Source organism: Streptomyces sp. NBC_00237, assembly GCF_026342435.1.
Lineage (GTDB): Bacteria > Actinomycetota > Actinomycetes > Streptomycetales > Streptomycetaceae > Streptomyces.
In genome coordinates this window covers 2,057,771-2,075,197 of record NZ_JAPEMT010000001.1, presented here as the reverse complement: position 1 = coordinate 2,075,197, position 17,427 = coordinate 2,057,771, and the positions used below count along the sequence as shown (strand labels likewise).

16 protein-coding genes are annotated in these 17,427 nt (G+C 72.0%); 9 read left to right on the top strand and 7 right to left on the bottom strand.

The window, feature by feature from the left end:
* Window positions 1-9: 9 nt before the first annotated feature.
* Window positions 10-345, bottom strand: coding sequence for a hypothetical protein (locus OG897_RS09190; RefSeq protein ID WP_266654638.1), 336 nt, complete (start codon window positions 343-345; stop codon window positions 10-12).
* Between the two features lie 303 nt (window positions 346-648).
* On the opposite strand from OG897_RS09190, the gene OG897_RS09185 reads away from it, so the two are divergent.
* The 3 genes from OG897_RS09185 (at window position 649) to OG897_RS09175 (ending at window position 6,599) form a co-directional block, all read left to right on the top strand.
* Window positions 649-1,668, top strand: coding sequence for a LacI family DNA-binding transcriptional regulator (locus tag OG897_RS09185; protein WP_266654636.1), 1,020 nt, complete (start codon window positions 649-651; stop codon window positions 1,666-1,668).
* Between the two features lie 78 nt (window positions 1,669-1,746).
* A complete protein-coding gene (locus OG897_RS09180; protein ID WP_266656692.1) occupies window positions 1,747-2,700 on the top strand; it encodes a phosphatase PAP2 family protein in 954 nt (317 codons plus the stop codon).
* Between the two features lie 905 nt (window positions 2,701-3,605).
* Complete coding sequence (locus OG897_RS09175) at window positions 3,606-6,599, top strand: bifunctional [glutamine synthetase] adenylyltransferase/[glutamine synthetase]-adenylyl-L-tyrosine phosphorylase (protein WP_266654634.1); 2,994 nt, start codon at window positions 3,606-3,608, stop codon at window positions 6,597-6,599.
* Between the two features lie 219 nt (window positions 6,600-6,818).
* Here the strand turns inward: OG897_RS09175 and OG897_RS09170 are convergent, their stop codons facing one another.
* From OG897_RS09170 to OG897_RS09160, 3 genes are all read right to left on the bottom strand, one after another.
* Window positions 6,819-7,334, bottom strand: a complete 516-nt coding sequence (locus OG897_RS09170; RefSeq protein WP_266654632.1) for a DinB family protein — start codon at window positions 7,332-7,334, stop codon at window positions 6,819-6,821.
* A gap of 9 nt (window positions 7,335-7,343) precedes the next feature.
* Window positions 7,344-8,081 (bottom strand): cyclopropane-fatty-acyl-phospholipid synthase family protein, encoded by a 738-nt coding sequence (locus OG897_RS09165; RefSeq protein ID WP_266654630.1) that lies wholly within the window; start codon window positions 8,079-8,081, stop codon window positions 7,344-7,346.
* Window positions 8,082-8,185: 104 nt separating this feature from the next.
* Window positions 8,186-9,547, bottom strand: coding sequence for a glutamine synthetase family protein (locus OG897_RS09160; protein ID WP_189821854.1), 1,362 nt, complete (start codon window positions 9,545-9,547; stop codon window positions 8,186-8,188).
* 257 nt (window positions 9,548-9,804) lie between these two features.
* On the opposite strand from OG897_RS09160, the gene OG897_RS09155 reads away from it, so the two are divergent.
* The 3 genes from OG897_RS09155 (at window position 9,805) to OG897_RS09145 (ending at window position 11,687) form a co-directional block, all read left to right on the top strand.
* On the top strand, window positions 9,805-10,215 hold the full coding sequence (locus OG897_RS09155; protein WP_266654627.1) for a hypothetical protein: 411 nt from the start codon (window positions 9,805-9,807) through the stop codon (window positions 10,213-10,215).
* Window positions 10,216-10,305: 90 nt separating this feature from the next.
* Window positions 10,306-10,983 carry a DUF3105 domain-containing protein gene (locus OG897_RS09150; protein WP_266654625.1) on the top strand — a complete coding sequence of 226 codons (678 nt, stop codon included), beginning with the start codon at window positions 10,306-10,308 and terminating at the stop codon, window positions 10,981-10,983.
* Between the two features lie 11 nt (window positions 10,984-10,994).
* Entirely contained in the window at window positions 10,995-11,687 is a 693-nt protein-coding gene (locus tag OG897_RS09145; RefSeq protein WP_266654623.1) for a DUF305 domain-containing protein, read from the top strand.
* A gap of 15 nt (window positions 11,688-11,702) precedes the next feature.
* Here the strand turns inward: OG897_RS09145 and OG897_RS09140 are convergent, their stop codons facing one another.
* From OG897_RS09140 to OG897_RS09130, 3 genes are read right to left on the bottom strand one after another with little or no spacing between them, the layout of a single operon-like run.
* A complete protein-coding gene (locus OG897_RS09140) occupies window positions 11,703-12,203 on the bottom strand; it encodes a DUF5990 family protein (RefSeq protein WP_266654621.1) in 501 nt (166 codons plus the stop codon).
* A 4-nt stretch (window positions 12,204-12,207) separates the two neighbouring features.
* The gene (locus tag OG897_RS09135; RefSeq protein ID WP_266654619.1) at window positions 12,208-13,092 is read right to left on the bottom strand and encodes an alpha/beta fold hydrolase; all 885 of its coding nucleotides are present in this window, start codon (window positions 13,090-13,092) and stop codon (window positions 12,208-12,210) included.
* On the bottom strand, window positions 13,089-13,814 hold the full coding sequence (locus OG897_RS09130) for a DUF998 domain-containing protein (RefSeq protein WP_266654617.1): 726 nt from the start codon (window positions 13,812-13,814) through the stop codon (window positions 13,089-13,091). Before OG897_RS09130 ends, OG897_RS09135 begins: the two co-directional genes overlap by 4 nt.
* 72 nt (window positions 13,815-13,886) lie before the next feature.
* On the opposite strand from OG897_RS09130, the gene OG897_RS09125 reads away from it, so the two are divergent.
* The 3 genes from OG897_RS09125 (at window position 13,887) to OG897_RS09115 (ending at window position 17,404) form a co-directional block, all read left to right on the top strand.
* Window positions 13,887-14,372 carry a hypothetical protein gene (locus OG897_RS09125; RefSeq protein ID WP_266654615.1) on the top strand — a complete coding sequence of 162 codons (486 nt, stop codon included), beginning with the start codon at window positions 13,887-13,889 and terminating at the stop codon, window positions 14,370-14,372.
* A gap of 131 nt (window positions 14,373-14,503) precedes the next feature.
* On the top strand, window positions 14,504-16,147 hold the full coding sequence (locus OG897_RS09120; RefSeq protein WP_266654613.1) for a multicopper oxidase family protein: 1,644 nt from the start codon (window positions 14,504-14,506) through the stop codon (window positions 16,145-16,147).
* A 180-nt stretch (window positions 16,148-16,327) separates the two neighbouring features.
* Window positions 16,328-17,404: a DUF4190 domain-containing protein gene (locus OG897_RS09115; RefSeq protein WP_266654611.1), complete on the top strand. Its 1,077-nt coding sequence runs from the start codon at window positions 16,328-16,330 to the stop codon at window positions 17,402-17,404.
* The last annotated feature ends 23 nt before the right edge of the window (window positions 17,405-17,427 follow it).

The following is a 17,427-nucleotide window of genomic DNA, read 5'->3' as shown; positions in this document are numbered from 1 at the left end:
GAGGGTCCCCTACTTGAGCTGCCAGCCGTAGGCGCTCACCACGCGGGCGTTGGTGCTGGCGCCCTGCTGCGAGCCGCCCATGCCGGTCCACGGAACCGTGTAGTTCGTGTACACACCAGGGCTGGTGAGGTACTCGAAGGTCACGGTGACCCGCCAGTTCTTCTCCCCGCGCCCGGAACACTTCGCCGACCACTCGTACATGTTCTGCCAGTAGTCGTAGCCGGTCTTCACCGCACACCCCGAGGGGCCCTTGTAGGTCGCCGCGGAGGCAGGAGCCGCGGACAGTCCCATGAGGGCGAGGGCGCCGACGGCGGCCACCGCTCCCCGCTTGACGTTCTTGATCACAGTTCCCCGTCTTCCGTCATCGTGCGCCGTCACCGGCGCACCGAACATCGGTCAAGTCCAGGAACGTAGCCGGGGTTTCACGAGCCTGCAAGATCTTGCGAAGGAGTTTTCATCACGTGGGAAGTGGTGGAGCGGATTCCGCTTGCGCGGGTCACCGGGCCCCGGCCGGGCGGGGCGCCCGCCCGGCCCGAGTCGCCGGAACCGGTACCCCACGCCGACACGGCCGTATAGGGTTGCCCGACACGACGAAGGAGGCAGGCACAGCGCCCAGGCAAGGACCTGGCATCGTGCCGAACACCAGGAATGACCGCGCGGCTCTCCGACATCGCAGCCCAGGCGGGAGTCAGCGAAGCGACGGTCAGCCGGGTCCTGAACGGCAAGCCCGGTGTTGCCTCGGGCACCCGCGAATCCGTACTCGCCGCACTCGACGTCCTCGGGTACGAGCGCCCGGTCCGGCTGCGCCGGCTCAGCGCGGGCCTCGTCGGGCTGATAACCCCCGAACTGGAAAACCCCATCTTCCCGGCGCTCGCCCAGGTGATAGGGCAGGCGCTGACCCGCCAGGGCTACACCCCGGTGCTCGCCACCCAGACCCCCGGCGGCTCCACCGAGGACGAGCTGACGGAGATGCTGGTGGCGCGGGGCGTCGCGGGGATCATCTTCGTCTCCGGGCTGCACGCCGACACCACCGCCGACATGCAGCGGTACGAGCAGCTGCGCGCCCAGAACGTTCCCTTCGTCCTGGTCGACGGCTTCTCGCCGAAGGTGCAGGCCCCCTTCATCTCGCCCGACGACCGGGCGGCGATGCGCCTCGCGGTCACGCACCTCGCGGCGCTCGGGCACACCCGGATCGGGCTCGCGGTCGGGCCGAAGCGGTTCGTGCCCGTACTGCGCAAGATCGAGGGCTTCCGGGCCAGCATGCAGGAGCGCCTCGGGCTGACGTCGGAGGGGACCGAGGAGCTCGTCCAGCACTCGCTGTACACCCTGGAGGGCGGCCAGGCGGCCGCCTCCGCGCTCATCGAGCGGGGCTGCACGGCGATCGTGTGCGCGAGCGACATGATGGCGCTCGGTGCGATACGGGCGGCCAGGCGGCTGGGCCTCGACGTGCCGAAGGACGTGTCGGTGGTCGGGTTCGACGACTCGCCGCTCATAGCGTTCACCGATCCGCCGCTGACGACCATCCGCAAACCGGTGACGGCGATGGGCCAGGCGGCCGTGCGGGCCCTCCTCGAAGAGGTCGGCGGGACGCCCGCGCCGCACAGCGAATTCGTGTTCATGCCGGAGCTGGTGGTGCGGGGCTCCACGGCCTCCGGCCCCCGGCAATAAGTAGTAAATAAGTAGTACCTGAGTCGTACGCGAGGCAGCTCGGAACCGTCCGAGGGATGATCGTGCGCGGATGACGATCTGGCAGACTCGTCTCCCATGGGTGAAGCGACGACGAGAACCGAGGCAGGCCAGGGGGCGGCCCCCGAAGAGGGCCGGCGTGCCACCATCCCGTCACCCAAGGTGAGCGAGGAGGGAGCGGCGGCGGAGGACCCCTCCCGTCGTTCCGGGCGACTCGGCGGGGTGGGGCGTGGCGTTGCTTCGCTGGTCAAGAGGGTGCGGTCGCCGCGTCGGCCGAGGATCTGGTTCGAGATCCTGCTGATTCTGGTCAGCTACTGGATCTACTCGATGATCCGCAACGCCGTCCCCGAGCAGAGGACGAAGGCGCTCGCCAACGCCGACTGGATCTGGAAGGTCGAGCAGGACCTCGGGATCGCCGTCGAGAAGACGATCAACCACGCGGTCGACTCCGTCACCTGGCTGATCGTGTCGATGAACTACTACTACGCGACGTTGCACTTCATCGTGACGATCGGCGTGCTGGTGTGGCTGTACCGCTGGCAGCCGGGGCGGTACGCGGCGGCGCGGACGATCCTCTTCGCGACGACGGGGGTGGCGCTGGTGGGGTACTACCTGTACCCGCTTGCCCCGCCCCGGCTGATGAACGGGGGCGGGTTCGTCGACACCGTGCTCGTGCACCACACGTGGGGATCGATGGCGTCGGGCGACCTGAAGAACATGTCGAACCAGTACGCGGCGATGCCCTCGATGCACATCGGGTGGTCGACGTGGTGCGGGCTGACGATCTTCTTCCTGGCCTCGGCGCCGTGGGCGCGGATCCTGGGGCTGCTGTACCCGACGCTGACGCTGGTCGTGATCGTCGCCACGGCCAACCACTTCTGGCTGGATGCTGTGGGCGGGCTGCTCTGTCTGTCCTTCGGGTACGCGGTGGCTTATGCGTGGTACGGCTCGCTCCCCCACCGGCTGCCGAAGCTGGTGGGCCCCCGCAGCACCTTGCTCCCAGCCCGGGCCTAGCCCTCCCCCCTGGGGCTCACTCCCTCCTCCTGGGGTGCCCTCCCTCCCCGTGGGGCGTACTCCCTCCCCGTGGGGCGTACTCCCCCCCCGTGGGGCGTACTCCCTCCCCGTGGGGCGTACTCCCTCCCCGTGGGGCGTACTCCCTCGCCCTCCCCCGGAACGTGCTCTCCAGGACTCCGCCCCTTCCCCTTTCCCAGCCCCTGGACCGCCCGCTCCCCCGCTCCGCTTCCGCCCAGCCCCCTCGGGCGGAGCCTGCCCCTCTCCGCTTCCGCCTAGCCCCCTCGGGCGGCCTGCCCCTTCCGCTTCCCCAGCCCCTCGGGCGGGGCCTGCCCCTCTTCGCTTCCGCCTAGCCTCCTTGGGCGGCTGGCCCAGCCCCTTCCGCTTCCGCCTAGCCTCCTTGGGCGGCGGGGCCGCCCCCCGGGGGCGGAACGGGCGGGCAAGGGGGCGGCCCCCCTCGCTCCGGGCCCACCCCGGAGCGGCCCCGACTAGCCCCGGTACCGCCCGCACCCCGCAAGGGGCCCGCCCCGGTGCCGCCCGCCGTTACCTCCGCCTATAGGTGCGCCGCACCCGGGTGCGCCTGCGGCGGGCCGCCCCAGACCCTTCCCCAAGCTCTCAACTTCGTTCGAGCAGGGGAGACCCCATCCTTCACCTAAACTCGCGAGGCTTGGGGGGCGTACGTGCGGGTGCGTGGGGGCTGGCCGCGCAGTTCCCCGCGCCCCTGAGGGCATGCTCCGCAGCCCCAGCGAGCAGAGAGCGCGGCGGAGCCGCACAGGGACGCAGCCCCGGGACGCAGTCCCGCGGCCCTGGGGGGCGTCCATCGCCACCCCCGCCCACCCCGCTCCCACCGCCCCCGACGACTAGGCTCGGAAGCCGCACGCCCACCGCCCACCGCCCAAGGGACCCGCATGACCGTGCCAGGCCGCCGCAGCAGCACCTTCACCCGCCTCATCCGGCACGGCTTCACCGACCCCTCCACCGCCGAGCGCCTCCTCGACGAGTACTCCCTCGCTCTCGTGCGCCACGACCCCGTCCTCCTCGACGCCCTCGGCGCGACCGCCGACCCCGACCTCGCCCTGCTCGGCCTCGTACGGCTCGCCGAAGCGCAGCAGGACGAGACGGAGCGGCACGAGTTCCTGCGGACGCTCGTCTCGGCCAAGCCCCTCCGCGACCGTCTCCTCGGCGTCATGGGCGCGTCCGAGGCCCTCGCCGACCACCTCGCCCGCCACCCCGGCGACTGGCACGCCCTCCTGCGGTACGAGGCGGCCGACCTCCACCCGGGCGTGGCGGAGTTCGAACGGCACCTCGCCGTGGCCGAGGAGCCCAACGCCCTGCGCGTCGCCTACCGCCGCTGCCTCCTCTCGATAGCGGCACGCGACGTGTGCGGGACCACGGACGTCGCCCAGACGGCGGCCGAGCTGGCCGACCTCGCGACGGCCACCCTGCGCGCCGCCCTCGCCATCGCCCGCCGCGCCGCACCCGACGACGCGTCGATGTGCCGCCTCGCCGTGATCGCCATGGGCAAGTGCGGCGGCCACGAGCTGAACTACGTGTCCGACGTCGACGTGATCTTCGTGGCGGAAGCCGTCGACGGCGTCGACGAGGACAAGACCGTGCGCGCCGCGACCCGCCTCGCCTCCCACCTCATGCGCATCTGCTCGGAGACGACCGTCGAGGGGACGATCTGGCCCGTCGACGCCAACCTCCGCCCCGAAGGCCGCAACGGCCCCCTCGTCCGCACCCTCTCCAGCCACGTCGCCTACTACCACCGCTGGGCGAAGACCTGGGAGTTCCAGGCCCTGCTCAAGGCCCGCCCGGTGGCCGGTGACCTCTCCCTCGGCGAGGAGTACGTCGACGCCCTCTCCCCCATGGTGTGGCAGGCCGCCGAGCGCGAGAACTTCGTGCCCGACGTCCAGCGGATGCGCCGCCGCGTCGTCGACAACATCCCGGCCGGACAGGCGGAGCGCGAGCTGAAGCTCGGCCCCGGCGGGCTGCGGGACGTCGAATTCGCCGTACAGCTCCTCCAGTTGGTGCACGGCAGGAGCGATGCGTCCCTGCACAGCGGTACGACGCTCGAAGCGTTGCAGGCGCTCGCCGCCGGAGGGTACGTGGGCCGGGCGGACGCCGCGCAGCTCGACGAGGCGTACCGCTTCCTGCGGAAGATGGAACACCGCATCCAGCTGTACCGCCTGCGCCGCACCCACCTGGTCCCCGAGGACGTGGCCGACCTGCGCCGCCTCGGCCGCTCGCTCGGCCTGCGCGGGGAGCCGGTCACCGAGCTCCAGCAGGCGTGGCGGCGGCACGCCTCCGTCGTGCGCCGCCTCCACGAGAAGCTCTTCTACCGGCCACTGCTCGACGCCGTCGCCCAACTCGCCCCTGGCGAGGCCCGGTTGAGCCCCCGCGCCGCCGGGCAGCGCCTCCAGGCCCTCGGCTACGCGGACCCGGTCGGCGCGCTGCGCCACCTCGAAGCGCTCTCCTCCGGCGTCACCCGCAAGGCCGCCATCCAGCGCACCCTGCTGCCCGTCCTCCTCGGCTGGTTCGCGGACTCCGCCGACCCGGACGCGGGCCTGCTCGGCTTCCGCAAGGTGTCGGACGCCCTCGGCAAGACCCCCTGGTACCTGCGCCTGCTGCGCGACGAGGGGGCAGCCGCCGAGAACCTCGCCCGCGTCCTGTCCGCCGGACGCCTCGCCCCCGACCTCCTGCTGCGCGCCCCCGAGGCGGTCGCCATCCTCGGCGACCTCAAGGGCCTCAACCCGCGCACCCGCGAGCACCTGGAGCAGGAGGTACTGGCCGCCGTGGGCCGCGCCGACGGCGCCGAGGCAGCCGTCGCCTCGGCCCGCGGGGTCCGCCGCCGCGAGCTCTTCCGCACCACCGCCGCCGACATCATCGGCTCGTACGGTACGGAGGACAGCCCGGCGGAATCCGACCCCGGCGCCCTGGTCGACCGCGTCGGCGGGGCGGTCACCGCCCTGAACGCCGCCACTCTCGCCGGAGCCCTGCGCGCGGCCGTCCGCGCGCAGTGGGGCGACGAACTCCCCACCCGCTTCGCCGTCATCGGCATGGGCCGCTTCGGCGGCCACGAACTCGCCTACGGCTCCGACGCGGACGTCCTCTTCGTGCACGAACCCCGCGAGGGGGTCGACGACCAGGAAGCGGCCCAGGCCGCCAACAAGGTCGTCACCGAGATGCGCCGACTCCTCCAACTCCCCACCTCCGACCCGCCGTTGCTGATCGACGCGGACCTGCGCCCGGAGGGCAAGAGCGGCCCCCTGGTCCGCTCCCTGAAGTCCTACGAGGCGTACTACCGCCGCTGGTCCCTGGTCTGGGAGAGCCAGGCCCTCCTGCGCGCCGACCCGATGGCGGGCGACCCGGACCTGGGCCGCCGCTTCATCGACCTGGTCGACCCGCTGCGCTACCCGGCGGAGGGCCTGGGCGAGGACGCGGTCCGCGAGATCCGCCGACTGAAGGCACGGATGGAATCCGAACGCATGCCGCGCGGCGCCGACCCCACCCTCCACACCAAACTGGGCCGAGGCGGCCTGAGCGACGTCGAGTGGACCGTCCAGCTCATCCAGATGCGGCACGGCTGGGCGGAACCCGGCCTGCGCACCACCCGCACCCGCGAGGCGCTGCGCGCGGCACACGCGGCCGGACTGATCCCGACGGAGGAGGCCCAGATCCTGGACGACGCCTGGGTGCTGGCCTCCCGCGTACGCAACGGCGTCATGCTCGTCCGCGGCAGGGCGGGCGACACCTTCCCCTCCGACGGCCGCGAACTGGCCGCCCTGGGCCGCTACTTGGGCTACGGAGCGGGCCACGTGGGCGAAATGCTCGACGACTACCGCCGCACCACCCGCCGCGCCCGCGCCGTCATGGAAGACCTCTTCTACGGCACCCTTTAGGGACGCCCCTTCAGGGGCGCGGGGAACTGCGCGACCAGCCACGACGCACCCGCACGTACAAACCCAGCCGCGCGGCAAGCGCTTGAGGTGAAGGGGCGGGGAGGGGCCAAAACCCGCCGAAGGCGGGCCGGGGGCCCGGGGGCGGAGCCCCCGGCAGTAACCCGAGCCACCCCCGGGCCCGAAGCCAAGACCCCACCCCGCCCCCGCGCGGCCCGAGCGCTACGCCCCGACGACCCCGTCCACCCCCTCCCGCAAAAAGTCCGCATGCCCGTTGTGCCGCGCATACTCATGCACCAGATGCAGCATCACGAACCGCAGCGAAACATCCTCGCCCCACCGCGCGAAATGGGCCTGCACATCCAGCGTCTCGGCCTCCCGCTCGATGCGCCGCGCATGCTCCACCTCCGCCTCCCACGCGGCGAACGCCTCCGCCCGCGTCGAGGCACCCGCCTCGTACGCCTCCTGGAAGTCGCCCTTCTCCGACCAGACGAAGGGCAGCCCCTCCTCCCGCCCGATGACGCGCCGGAACCACGTCCGCTCGACCTCCGCCATGTGCCGCACCAGCCCCAGCAGCGACAGCGTCGACGGCGGCATCGACTGCTGCCGTAGTTCCTCGTCGCTCAGCCCCTGGCACTTCATGGCGAGCGTCGCCCGGTGAAAATCAAGGTACGCGCGCAGCATCTCGCGCTCGCTGCCGCGCTTGGGCGGTTCGGGCCGATCGTCGACAACGTTCATGGGCACGGGTCAGCCTTCCGTCGGACGCAGCACGAGCGTGTGGAAACCGAAGCTCTCCCGGTACCCGCGCAGCCACTCCGTCCGGTGCATGGCCGACGCCTCCAGGGCCGCCGCGCTGTCCGGATCATCGGGATGGTCCACGGCCCACTCCGCGAGCGAGCCGGTCCAGCACCACTCGTAGTCGTCGAGCTCGTGCCGCGTGCTGAGGTGGCCGTACACCGGCACCCACCCGTCAGCGGTGATCTTCTCCACGGTGGTCGCCAGGTCCTCGTACTCCCCGAGCATCTCGACCGCGTCGGCGGTCGGCTCGGTGAGCCAGTACGCATCCCCGACCAGCACCGTTCCGCCGGGAGCGAGGTGCTTGCGGGCAGCGGCCAGAGTCCCCAGAAGCCCACCGAAGGCGTGGGTGGCACCGACGCTGACGACCACGTCGAAGGGACCGGAGGGAGCGACCTCCCCGGCATCCCCGACCCGCAGTTCGAGCCGGTCCCCCACCCCTCGCGCGACGGCCTGCGCCCGCGCCTCTTCCAGGGCGTTGGAGGCGATGTCAACACCGACCGCCGTCGCTCCGGGATGCGCCTCCAGCGCCCGGATCAGCCATTCCGCCTGGCCACATCCGAGGTCGAGGATGCGGGCGTCGTCCCGGGTGACGGCCCGGCCGATCACCCTACGTACGGCTGCGTCGTCGAGCGGGGCCGCGATCGGGTGGTGTACGTGAGCCAGCTGGGACCTGCGTGAACGTTCCATCCGGGCAGGGTCTCAGCGGTAGCCCTCCGCCGCACCCATTTTTCCGACAACGGGGCCGGTCAACGGGTGCGGCGGCACGGGCGCTCACCCCACGATCCGCCCGGTCACAGCACCGGCAGGTTCTTCCGTAGCTCGAAGGCGGTGACCTCGGAGCGGTACTCCTCCCACTCCTGCTTCTTGTTGCGCAGGAAGAAGTCGAAGACGTGCTCGCCGAGCGTCTCGGCGACCAGCTCGCTCCGCTCCATCAGCGCGATCGCCTCACCGAGGTTCTGCGGCAGCGGCTCGATGCCCATCGCGCGGCGCTCGGCGTCCGAGAGCGCCCACACGTCGTCGTCCGCGCCCGGCGGAAGCTCGTACCCCTCCTCGATCCCCTTGAGACCGGCGGCCAGCAGAACCGCGTACGTCAGGTACGGATTGGCGCCCGAGTCGATCGACCGGACCTCGACCCGCGACGAGCCCGTCTTGCCGGGCTTGTACATGGGTACGCGGATGAGGGCGGAGCGGTTGTTGTGCCCCCAGCAGATGTACGACGGAGCCTCGCCGCCCGAGCCCGCCGTGCGCGCGGAGCCGCCCCAGATCCTCTTGTACGAGTTGACCCACTGGTTGGTGACGGCGGAGATCTCCGCCGCGTGCTTCAGCAGTCCCGCGATGAACGACCGCCCCACCTTGGACAGTTGGTACTCGGCACCGGACTCGTAGAACGCGTTCCGGTCCCCCTCGAACAGCGACAGGTGCGTGTGCATGCCCGAGCCGGGGAACTCGCTGAACGGCTTCGGCATGAAGGTGGCCTGCACGCCCTGCTCCAGCGCGACCTGCTTCATGACGAGGCGGAAGGTCATGATGTTGTCGGCTGTCGACAGCGCGTCCGCGTACCGCAGGTCGATCTCCTGCTGCCCCGGCGCACCCTCGTGGTGGCTGAACTCGACCGAGATGCCCATCGATTCGAGCATGGTGATCGCCTGCCGGCGGAAGTCCATGCCCACGTTCTGGGGGGTGTGGTCGAAGTACCCCGAGTTGTCGGCCGGGACCGGCTTCGACCCGTCCAGCGGCTTGTCCTTCAGCAGGAAGAACTCGATCTCGGGGTGGGTGTAGAAGGTGAAGCCGAGGTCGGAGGTCTTGTTCAGGATGCGCTTGAGGACGTAGCGCGGGTCGGCGAAGGACGGCGAGCCGTCCGGCATCAGGATGTCGCAGAACATCCGGGCGGTGCCGGGGGCCTCCGCACGCCACGGGAGGATCTGGAAGGTGCTCGGGTCCGGCTTGGCGATCATGTCGGACTCGTAGACCCGGGCGAAGCCCTCGATGGCGGAGCCGTCGAACCCGATGCCCTCGTCGAATGCCTGCTCCAGCTCGGCCGGAGCGACCGCGACCGATTTCAGGAAGCCGAGCACATCGGTGAACCACAGGCGCACGAAGCGGATGTCACGCTCCTCCAGGGTACGGAGCACGAATTCCTGCTGCTTGTCCATTTTCACTTCCATTCTTACTGGTCAGGCCGCCTGCTCCCGCGCCTCGGGACACACTCGGGGCTTCCAGCATCCCACCACACGGTTTCGCGCAGGTTGCGCAGTGCCCCTCGGACCGGGGAAAGAATCGTGGCTCCCGGCCGCCGGGCCCGCAGCCGCACCCACCACCCCGCGCCGCGCCCCGCGCCGCCCCGCGCCCCGGCGGCCCGCCTCCGGCGAAACGGTGACGTCGGGCGAGGGGCCCGTTACCATCTCGGCTCATGGGGGGCCTGCGGCACATCCGCACCGGGAGCACCACCTGCCGCTTCCGGCGCGGCGTGGCACTGCTGTGCGCCGCCACGGCCCTCCTCGGCGCCCTGCTGACCTGCTTGAGTCCCGGCAGCCGGGCGAGCACGGGCGGGCCGGACACCTGGCGTACGCCTCATCACGCGACGGCCGTCCCGTACGCGACCGCACCCGCGTACAACTGCCCGTACGACCGAGGGGGCTGCGGGGTCTTCCCGCACCTGTCCCCCGCCGTGCTGACGGCTCCGCCCCAGGACTCCGCCCCCGGCACGGCCCTGCTCGCGGTGCGGTACGCGAAGAACGGCGAGGTGCCCAGAACAGGGCGCGACGGCGAGGTGCGGGCCCGGGCTCCCGGGAAGCACGCGTTGGGGGTGCTGCGGAGGTAGGAGAGGGAAGGGCTGCGCTTCGGCGTGCCCGACGACGGTTCCGGCAGCGGTTCCTCCCTCCATCTCTCCCTCCAGACAAGGAAGTCAGCCATGTCCACCACCTCCTCCTCCCGCAAGGCCCGAATAGACGAGATGCGGCGCGCCGAGAAGTCCCGCGACCGCCGCAACAAGATCATCGCGTTCACGGTCGGCGGAGCCGTCCTCGCCGGGGTCGTCGGCTTCGGGGTGTACGTCTTCACCAAGGAGTCCGACAAGAAGGACGCCCAGGTCGCCGCCGCGAAGGCGCCGATCAAGGACGAGAAGACCTGGGACGCGAAGAAGCTGGGCCGCAACCACGTGGCCAAGGAGGTCACGTACCCGATGGCCCCGCCGGTCGGCGGCGACCACCACCAAGCGTGGATGAACTGCCAGGGCGACGTCTACGCGAAGCCGGTCCCGAACAAGCACGCCGTGCACTCGCTGGAGCACGGCGCGGTGTGGGTGACGTACAACGACAAGGCCCCCAAGGGCGATGTCGACAAGCTGGCGGCGAAGGTCAAGAAGACGCAGTACTCGCTGATGAGCCCGGTGCAGGGGCAGTCCGGGCCGATCATGCTGAGCGCGTGGGGCAAGCAGGTCACCGTGGACGGGGCGGACGACCCCCGGGTGAACCAGTTCTTCACCCGGTACGTGATGGGCAAGCAGACCCCGGAGCCGGGCGCGGCGTGCTCGAACGGCGTGACGCTGGACGAGGCCGGCACTCCGGTGCTGGGCGGGGGCATGGAGTAGTGGGCCGCTTCGTGAGCCGTACGTGGTGGCAGGCCGTGGGGGCGGTGGTGTTCGCGCTGGCGGTGGTGGCGGGGACGGTGACCGTGACGCGGGCGGCGATGACGTCGGCTCCGGAGCCGGGGTCGGGGTCGGGGTCCGCGTCGTCGGCGGGCGCGGCGGCCGGGTCCGGGGTGGCCGGGAGCCCTCGGGAGGACTCGGCGGATGCGGGGTTCGCGCGGGACATGGCGGCGCACCACCAGCAGGCGGTGGAGATGTCGTTCCTGGTCAGGGACCGGACGAAGGACGCGGACGTACGGCGTCTCGCGTACGACATCGCCAATACGCAGGCGAACCAGCGGGGCATGATGCTGGGCTGGCTCGATCTGTGGGGGCTGCCGAAGGTGGCGTCGGCGGAGGCCCCGGTGATGGGGTGGACGGGGGATGCGGCGCACTCCGAGCACGCGTCCCGCCAGGACGGGCTGATGCCGGGGATGGCGACGCGGGCGCAGTTGAAGGCGCTCGGGGAGGCGTCCGGGCGGGACGCTGAGGTGCGGTACCTGCGCTTGATGATCGCGCACCACAAGGGCGGGGTGGAGATGGCTCGGGGGTGCGTGACCCTGTGCTCGGTGGGGGTGGAGAAGGAGCTGGCGCAGGGGATGGTGGACGCGCAGCGGTCGGAGATGGAGTTGATGGAGGGGATGCTGCGGGAGAGGGGAGTGGAGTAGGGGGCGGGCGGGGGCTCAGGTCCATGTGATTCTCGGGGGGCGGACGGCCGCGCACAGGGGCATGCCCTTGTCGTCCGTGAGGGAGACGTGGCCCTCCGCCTCGCCCCGTTCCACCAGTTCCGCCGGCAGGTCCGCCCAGAAGACCTTCGCCCGGCGGAACATCTCGAAGGCGCCGTCCGGGCCCACCTCGCCCCACGTCAGGTAGAGGAACCGCTCCCCCGGGCGGCCCTGCACGTACGGGCCCCGGAAGTCCGGGCCGCCGCCGCCCGGGACGACGTCCACCGTGAAGTCCCAGACCGCCTCGGCCGCGTCCCCTCGGACCGGCCCCTCGGGGTCCTTCTTCCGCTGCACCGCCACGTGCACGTCCCGGAACTCCCCGCACTCCGCCCCCGGCAGGTCGTGCCCGACGATGCGTACCTTCAGCGTGGCCTTCGGCGTGTCCTTCGGTGCGACTTTCGGCGTGGCTTTCGACGCGGCTTTCGACGCGGCTTTCGGCGTGGCTTTCGATGCGGTCATGGGTTCATACGAGCACACGGGTCTGACAGAGGACCGCCTCCGCCACCCGCTCGGGCCGGTCCAGCATCAGGAGGTGGCCCGCTCCGGCGACGATCTCGAAGCGGGCGGCGAGGACGTCGGCCAGGTCGCGCTGGCGGTCCAGCCAGTGGACGGAGGGGTGGGTGGGGCGGCCGTCGTAGGCGGCGAGCACGGTGAGGGGGAGGTCCGAAGGGAGGGGGTGGGTGTCGCGCAGGGCGAGGAGTTCGGCGGCGACCGCCAGGTAGGAGCTGTTCTCCAGGAGCGTTCCGCGCAGCACGCGCGTCGTGCGGTACGTGCGGCGGACGAGCGGGGTCGGGGCCGGGTCGTGGGCACGGCGCGCGCGGGAGGCGCGTACCAGCGCGCGGCGGGCGACGGGGCCCAGCAGGGCGGGGATTCCGGCAGCGGCGAGGGCCGTGGCCAGGGCGCGCGTGGCCCCTGTCCGTACGGCGGGGGCCGACGAGGCCCGCGCGCGCGGCTCCGTGCTGGAGTCCACCAGGACGACGCCCTCGGTGCGTTCGGGGTACAGGCGGGCGAAGGCTTCGGCGTGGAACCCGGCGATGGAGTGGCCGACGACGGTGGCGGGGGCGGTCAGTCCCAGCGCGTCCAGGAGCGCCGCTATGCGGTGGGCCTCTCCCGCCGCGGTCGGGGGCGCCTGCGCGGGGCCCGAAAGCCCGTGTCCCGGCCGGTCGAAGCGGACCACCGTGCGGTGCGGCGTCAGCAGCGGCACGACCGGCTCCCAGTCGTACCAGCTCATCGCGAGCCCCGCGCTCAGTACGCACACCGGGCCGCCGCCCTCCACCACCACGTGGTGCGGCACCCCTTGGATGCGTACGAATCCGCCTGCGCCAGGACCTGCCCCGATGATCGTCATGGGGACAGCTTCTCGCGCCGCACCGCGTACGCGAGCACCGCCAGCCAGATCGCCACCAGCAGCACCTGGAGCCGCTGCCCCGCGCCGAGCGCCCAGGTCCCCCTCCCGGCCTGAAAGAGGGCGACGGAGGTCAAGGTCCAGGCGGTCGCGGCCAGTACGAGACAGGTCAGGAGCGGGCCCCGGCGGTACAACGGGGTCCACTGCCGGTAGCGGCGCGCCGCGACGGTGAGCGCGACGACCCCGGTGAGCGCGCCGGTCATGGCGAGGCTGCTGCTCCACGCGTGGGCGGCGTGGGTGGCGGGAACGAGCCCGGCGGTCTCCCGCGCGGCGCACACCGGGTCCACGGTGGGGGCGCAGCTCAGCGGAAGCCGGGAGTCCGCCACCGTCGCCGCTCCGAACAGCACGAGTCCGGCCCATCCCGCCACCAGCCAGGGGCGGCGCGGGGTGCGCAGCAGCGCCCAGGACGCGCCGAGGAAGAGGAGGGTGCCCGCGAGCAGGTCGGTGGCGCGGAAGACACCGCCCAACGGCTGGTCCGCTGCGGCGAGTTCACTGACGTACGTGTCGATGGGGTTCAGGCCCGTCCACACGAGGACTTCGAGCACCCACGCGGTGTACGCGGCCGCGCCGAGGCCGAGGAGGAGCGAGATGGGGCGGGAGGAGTCGGGAGTGCTTGAAGGGGAGGGGGAGGCTGGAGGTTCGAAGCTGGCTTCAAATCGGGACATAGTGGTATTGATGCTAATTCTTAGACCCGCCCTCCTTCGGGAGCGATACCCGGCGGGGGTAGGGTGCGGGGCATGGTGGCGGCGCGCGGACGAGGCGGGTGGGGCGGGCGGCTGTTGCTGCTCACCGCGCTCCTGTTCGGCATCGTCACGATGCACACGCTGGGGCACCCCGCCGAGGAGCACGGAGGCCCGGCGCACCCGGCCGCAGGCTCACCGACGCCGGATCACCAGGCGCATCAGGCACATCAGGCACATCAGGCACACGGTGTGGACGGCCCCGGCGAGGGAGCCTCCCGCCAGGAAGCCGCAGCCCCCACCCGCGCGACGACCTCCCTCGCCGCGACCTCCGAGCCCCCCGTGCACGGCATGGACCCGATGTCCGTCTGTCTCGCCGTACTCACCGCCTGGGGCCTCGCCCTCCTGTGCGCGCTCGCGTCGGCACGACGCCCGCAGGGGTGGGCCGAACCCGTGCGCGACAGCGGCCTGTTGCGCTCCCTGTGGCCCCACCCGCCGCCCCTGCGCGTCGCGCTCGCCCGACTGTCGGTCCTGCGGATCTAGAAGCGGCTCCCCCCTCCCCCGCTTCGTACATCCGTCGTTTCCGCCTGCCCGCACACCTGCACGCCGCACGGCTGCACCGCGGGCGGCTGCGGAAGACGGCCATCCACCGCAGACCCACGAGGTACTCCGTCATGCGCGATACGCATCGCACGCCGCCCGCCCTTCCCACCCGCCGTTCCGTGCTCGGCGCGGGTGTCGCCGTCGCCGGGACCGGTTTCCTGGCCGCCTGTTCGTCCGGTGGCGACGCCACCGACCACGCCGGAACGGGGCACGGCGGCTCCGCTCCCGCGCCCTCCTCCCCCGCCGCGCCCGGCGGCTTCGTCGCTCCGTACGACAAGGAGGTCGCCGCCGCCGAGGCCGCCCGGGGCAACGGCCCGACCCGCACCGTGAAGCTCACCGCCACTCCCGGCACCCTCGACCTCGGCGGCGGCGTCACCGTCAGGTCCTGGGCGTACGGGGACGCCCTGCCCGGCAAGGAGGTGCGGGTCACCTCGGGCGAGACCCTCGCCCTGACCCTCGCCAACCACCTCCCCGCCGCCACGTCGCTGCACTGGCACGGCCTCGCCCTGCGCAACGACATGGACGGCGTGCCGGGGCTGACACAGAAGGAGATCGCGCCCGGGGGCCAGTTCACGTACCGCTTCAAGGTGCCGGACCCGGGGACGTACTGGTTCCACCCGCACTCCGGCGTCCAGCAGGACCGGGGGCTGTACGCGCCGCTGATCGTCGAGGACCCGAAGGAGCCGCTGGCGTACGACCGGGAGTGGGTCGTGGTGCTGGACGACTGGGTGGACGGGGTGGAGGGCTCCACTCCGGACGCCGTACTCGCCGAACTCAGCAAGGGCATGGGCGGCATGGACCACGGCGGTGGCACGAGCGGCGGCGGTCACGAGGGGCACGGCATGGCCGCTCCCACGACCGCGCCCCCCAAAGGGGCCGGGCCCTCCCGCATGATGATGGGCTCCTCCAGCGACCTCCTCGGCGCTGACGCCGGGGACGTCGCCCACCCGCACTACCTGGTCAACGGCCGCACCCCACAGGCTCCTTCCACCTGCCGCGCCAAGCCGGGCGAGCGGATCAGGCTGCGGATCGTCAACGCGGGCGGCGACACCGCCTTCCGGGTCGCGCTCGGCGGGCACCGCATGACCGTCACGCACACCGACGGCTTCCCGGTCGAGCACGCCACCACGGACGCGCTGCTGCTGGGGATGGGCGAGCGGTACGACGTCGTGGTGACCGCGGGCGACGGGGTCTTCCCGCTGACCGCCGTCGCGGAGGGCAAGAAGGCGGCGGGGCTTGCGCTGCTGCGCACCGGTTCGGGGGCCGCGCCCTCCGCGTCCGTACGGCCGAAGGAGCTGACGGGGAAGCTGGTGACGGCCGACAGGCTGCGGGCGGCGGAGTCGGTGGCGCTGACGCCCCGCAAGCCCGACCGGACGGTTCGGCTCCGGATGACCGGCGGGATGGCGAAGTACGACTGGGCCTTCGACGGGAAGCCGTACTCGCCGGACCAGCGGCACCCGGTGAGGGCGGGCGAGCGGGTGCGGCTCGACGTCACCAACGCGACGACGATGTGGCACCCGGTGCATCTGCACGGGCACACCTTCGCGCTCGGGAGCTCCCCCGGCGGCGCGCGCAAGGACACCGCGATCGTGCTGCCGAACGGGCGGCTGACCGTCGACTTCGACGCGGACAATCCGGGCCTGTGGATGGTGCACTGCCACAACGTGTACCACTCGGAGGCCGGGATGATGACGGTGCTCGGCTACCGGCGCTGACCGGGGGCGGGCCCGGACGACCGCCGGGGCGGGGGCCGACCGCCCCCGCCCCGGCTCCTGCTCCGGCTCCCGCTCCGGGCCGCCGCAAAAGAATGTAAGCAAAGCGTGAAGGCGCTGTTAGTGTCCTCGAAGCCCGCGAAGTCGAACTCGCATTCGCCCTGCCCAGCCGAGGTCCCGCGCATGAGCCAGCCCCCCGCCCCCTCCGAGCAGCCGGTCCAGCCGGTCCAGCCGGATCAGCCGGTCCAGCCCGTCCAGCCGGATCAGCCGGATCAGCCGGACCAGCCGAATCCGTGGGCCCCGCCCCAGGAGGGCACCCACGCACCGGACCCGACCGCCCCGGGCACCGCTCAGCAGGACACCCTGATCGGCGGCCCGCCGTCCGCTCCGTACGCACCCGGTCCGGGTTACGGGTACGGGCCGACGCCGCCCTACGGGTACGGCTACGCCCCGCAGCCCCAGGCCCCGCGCAACGGCATGGTCGTCACCTCCCTGGTGCTCGGCATCGTCGGCTTCGCGCTCGGCGTTCCGATCGTCCTGTTCTGGCTGAGCTGGCTGCCGTCGCTGCTGGGCCTGATCTTCGGCATCATCGCGCTCGGGCAGATCAACAAGGGCACCGCGACCGGCAAGGTCATGGCCATCTTCGGCCTGATAACGGGCGCGCTCGGCCTCGCGCTGGCGATCATCGGCGCGATCATCAGCTTCGCGCTGGTCAAGTCCGGCGTCGACGAGTACGACCGCGTCCTCCAGGTCGAGGCGAGCGAGACGCCCGCGCCCAAGAGCAAGGAGCTCACCGACGCGGAGAAGAAGCTGGCCGAGCTGGAGGCTTCCCGGTCAGCCGAGGACGCCGCGGAGGCCGACGCCGCGAAGCCCAAGACGTTCGGCACGACGTACACGTTCCGGGACGGCGTCACGATCAAGGTCGACAAGCCGGTCCCGTACACCGCCGACTCCATCGCCGCCGGGCACACCAAGGGCTACAAGACGTTCAAGGTGAAGATCACCATGACGAACGGCTCGCAGAAGAAGTTCGACACCCTGTACGCGCTCCCGCGCTTCAAGGACGCCGACGAGGCCGAGGTCCAGATGGTCTTCGACGGCAACGTGCCCTCCTCGTTCCGGGGTTCGCTGCACCCGGGCAAGACCAAGACCGGCACGTACGCCTTCGACCTGCCGCCGGAGGCCGCCGGGACCGCGTCCGTGGAGATGGCGCCGGGCGTCGGCTACCCCAAGGCGGTCTGGTCGGGACCGACCAGGTAACGGCCTCGGGGCCGTACCCCTCC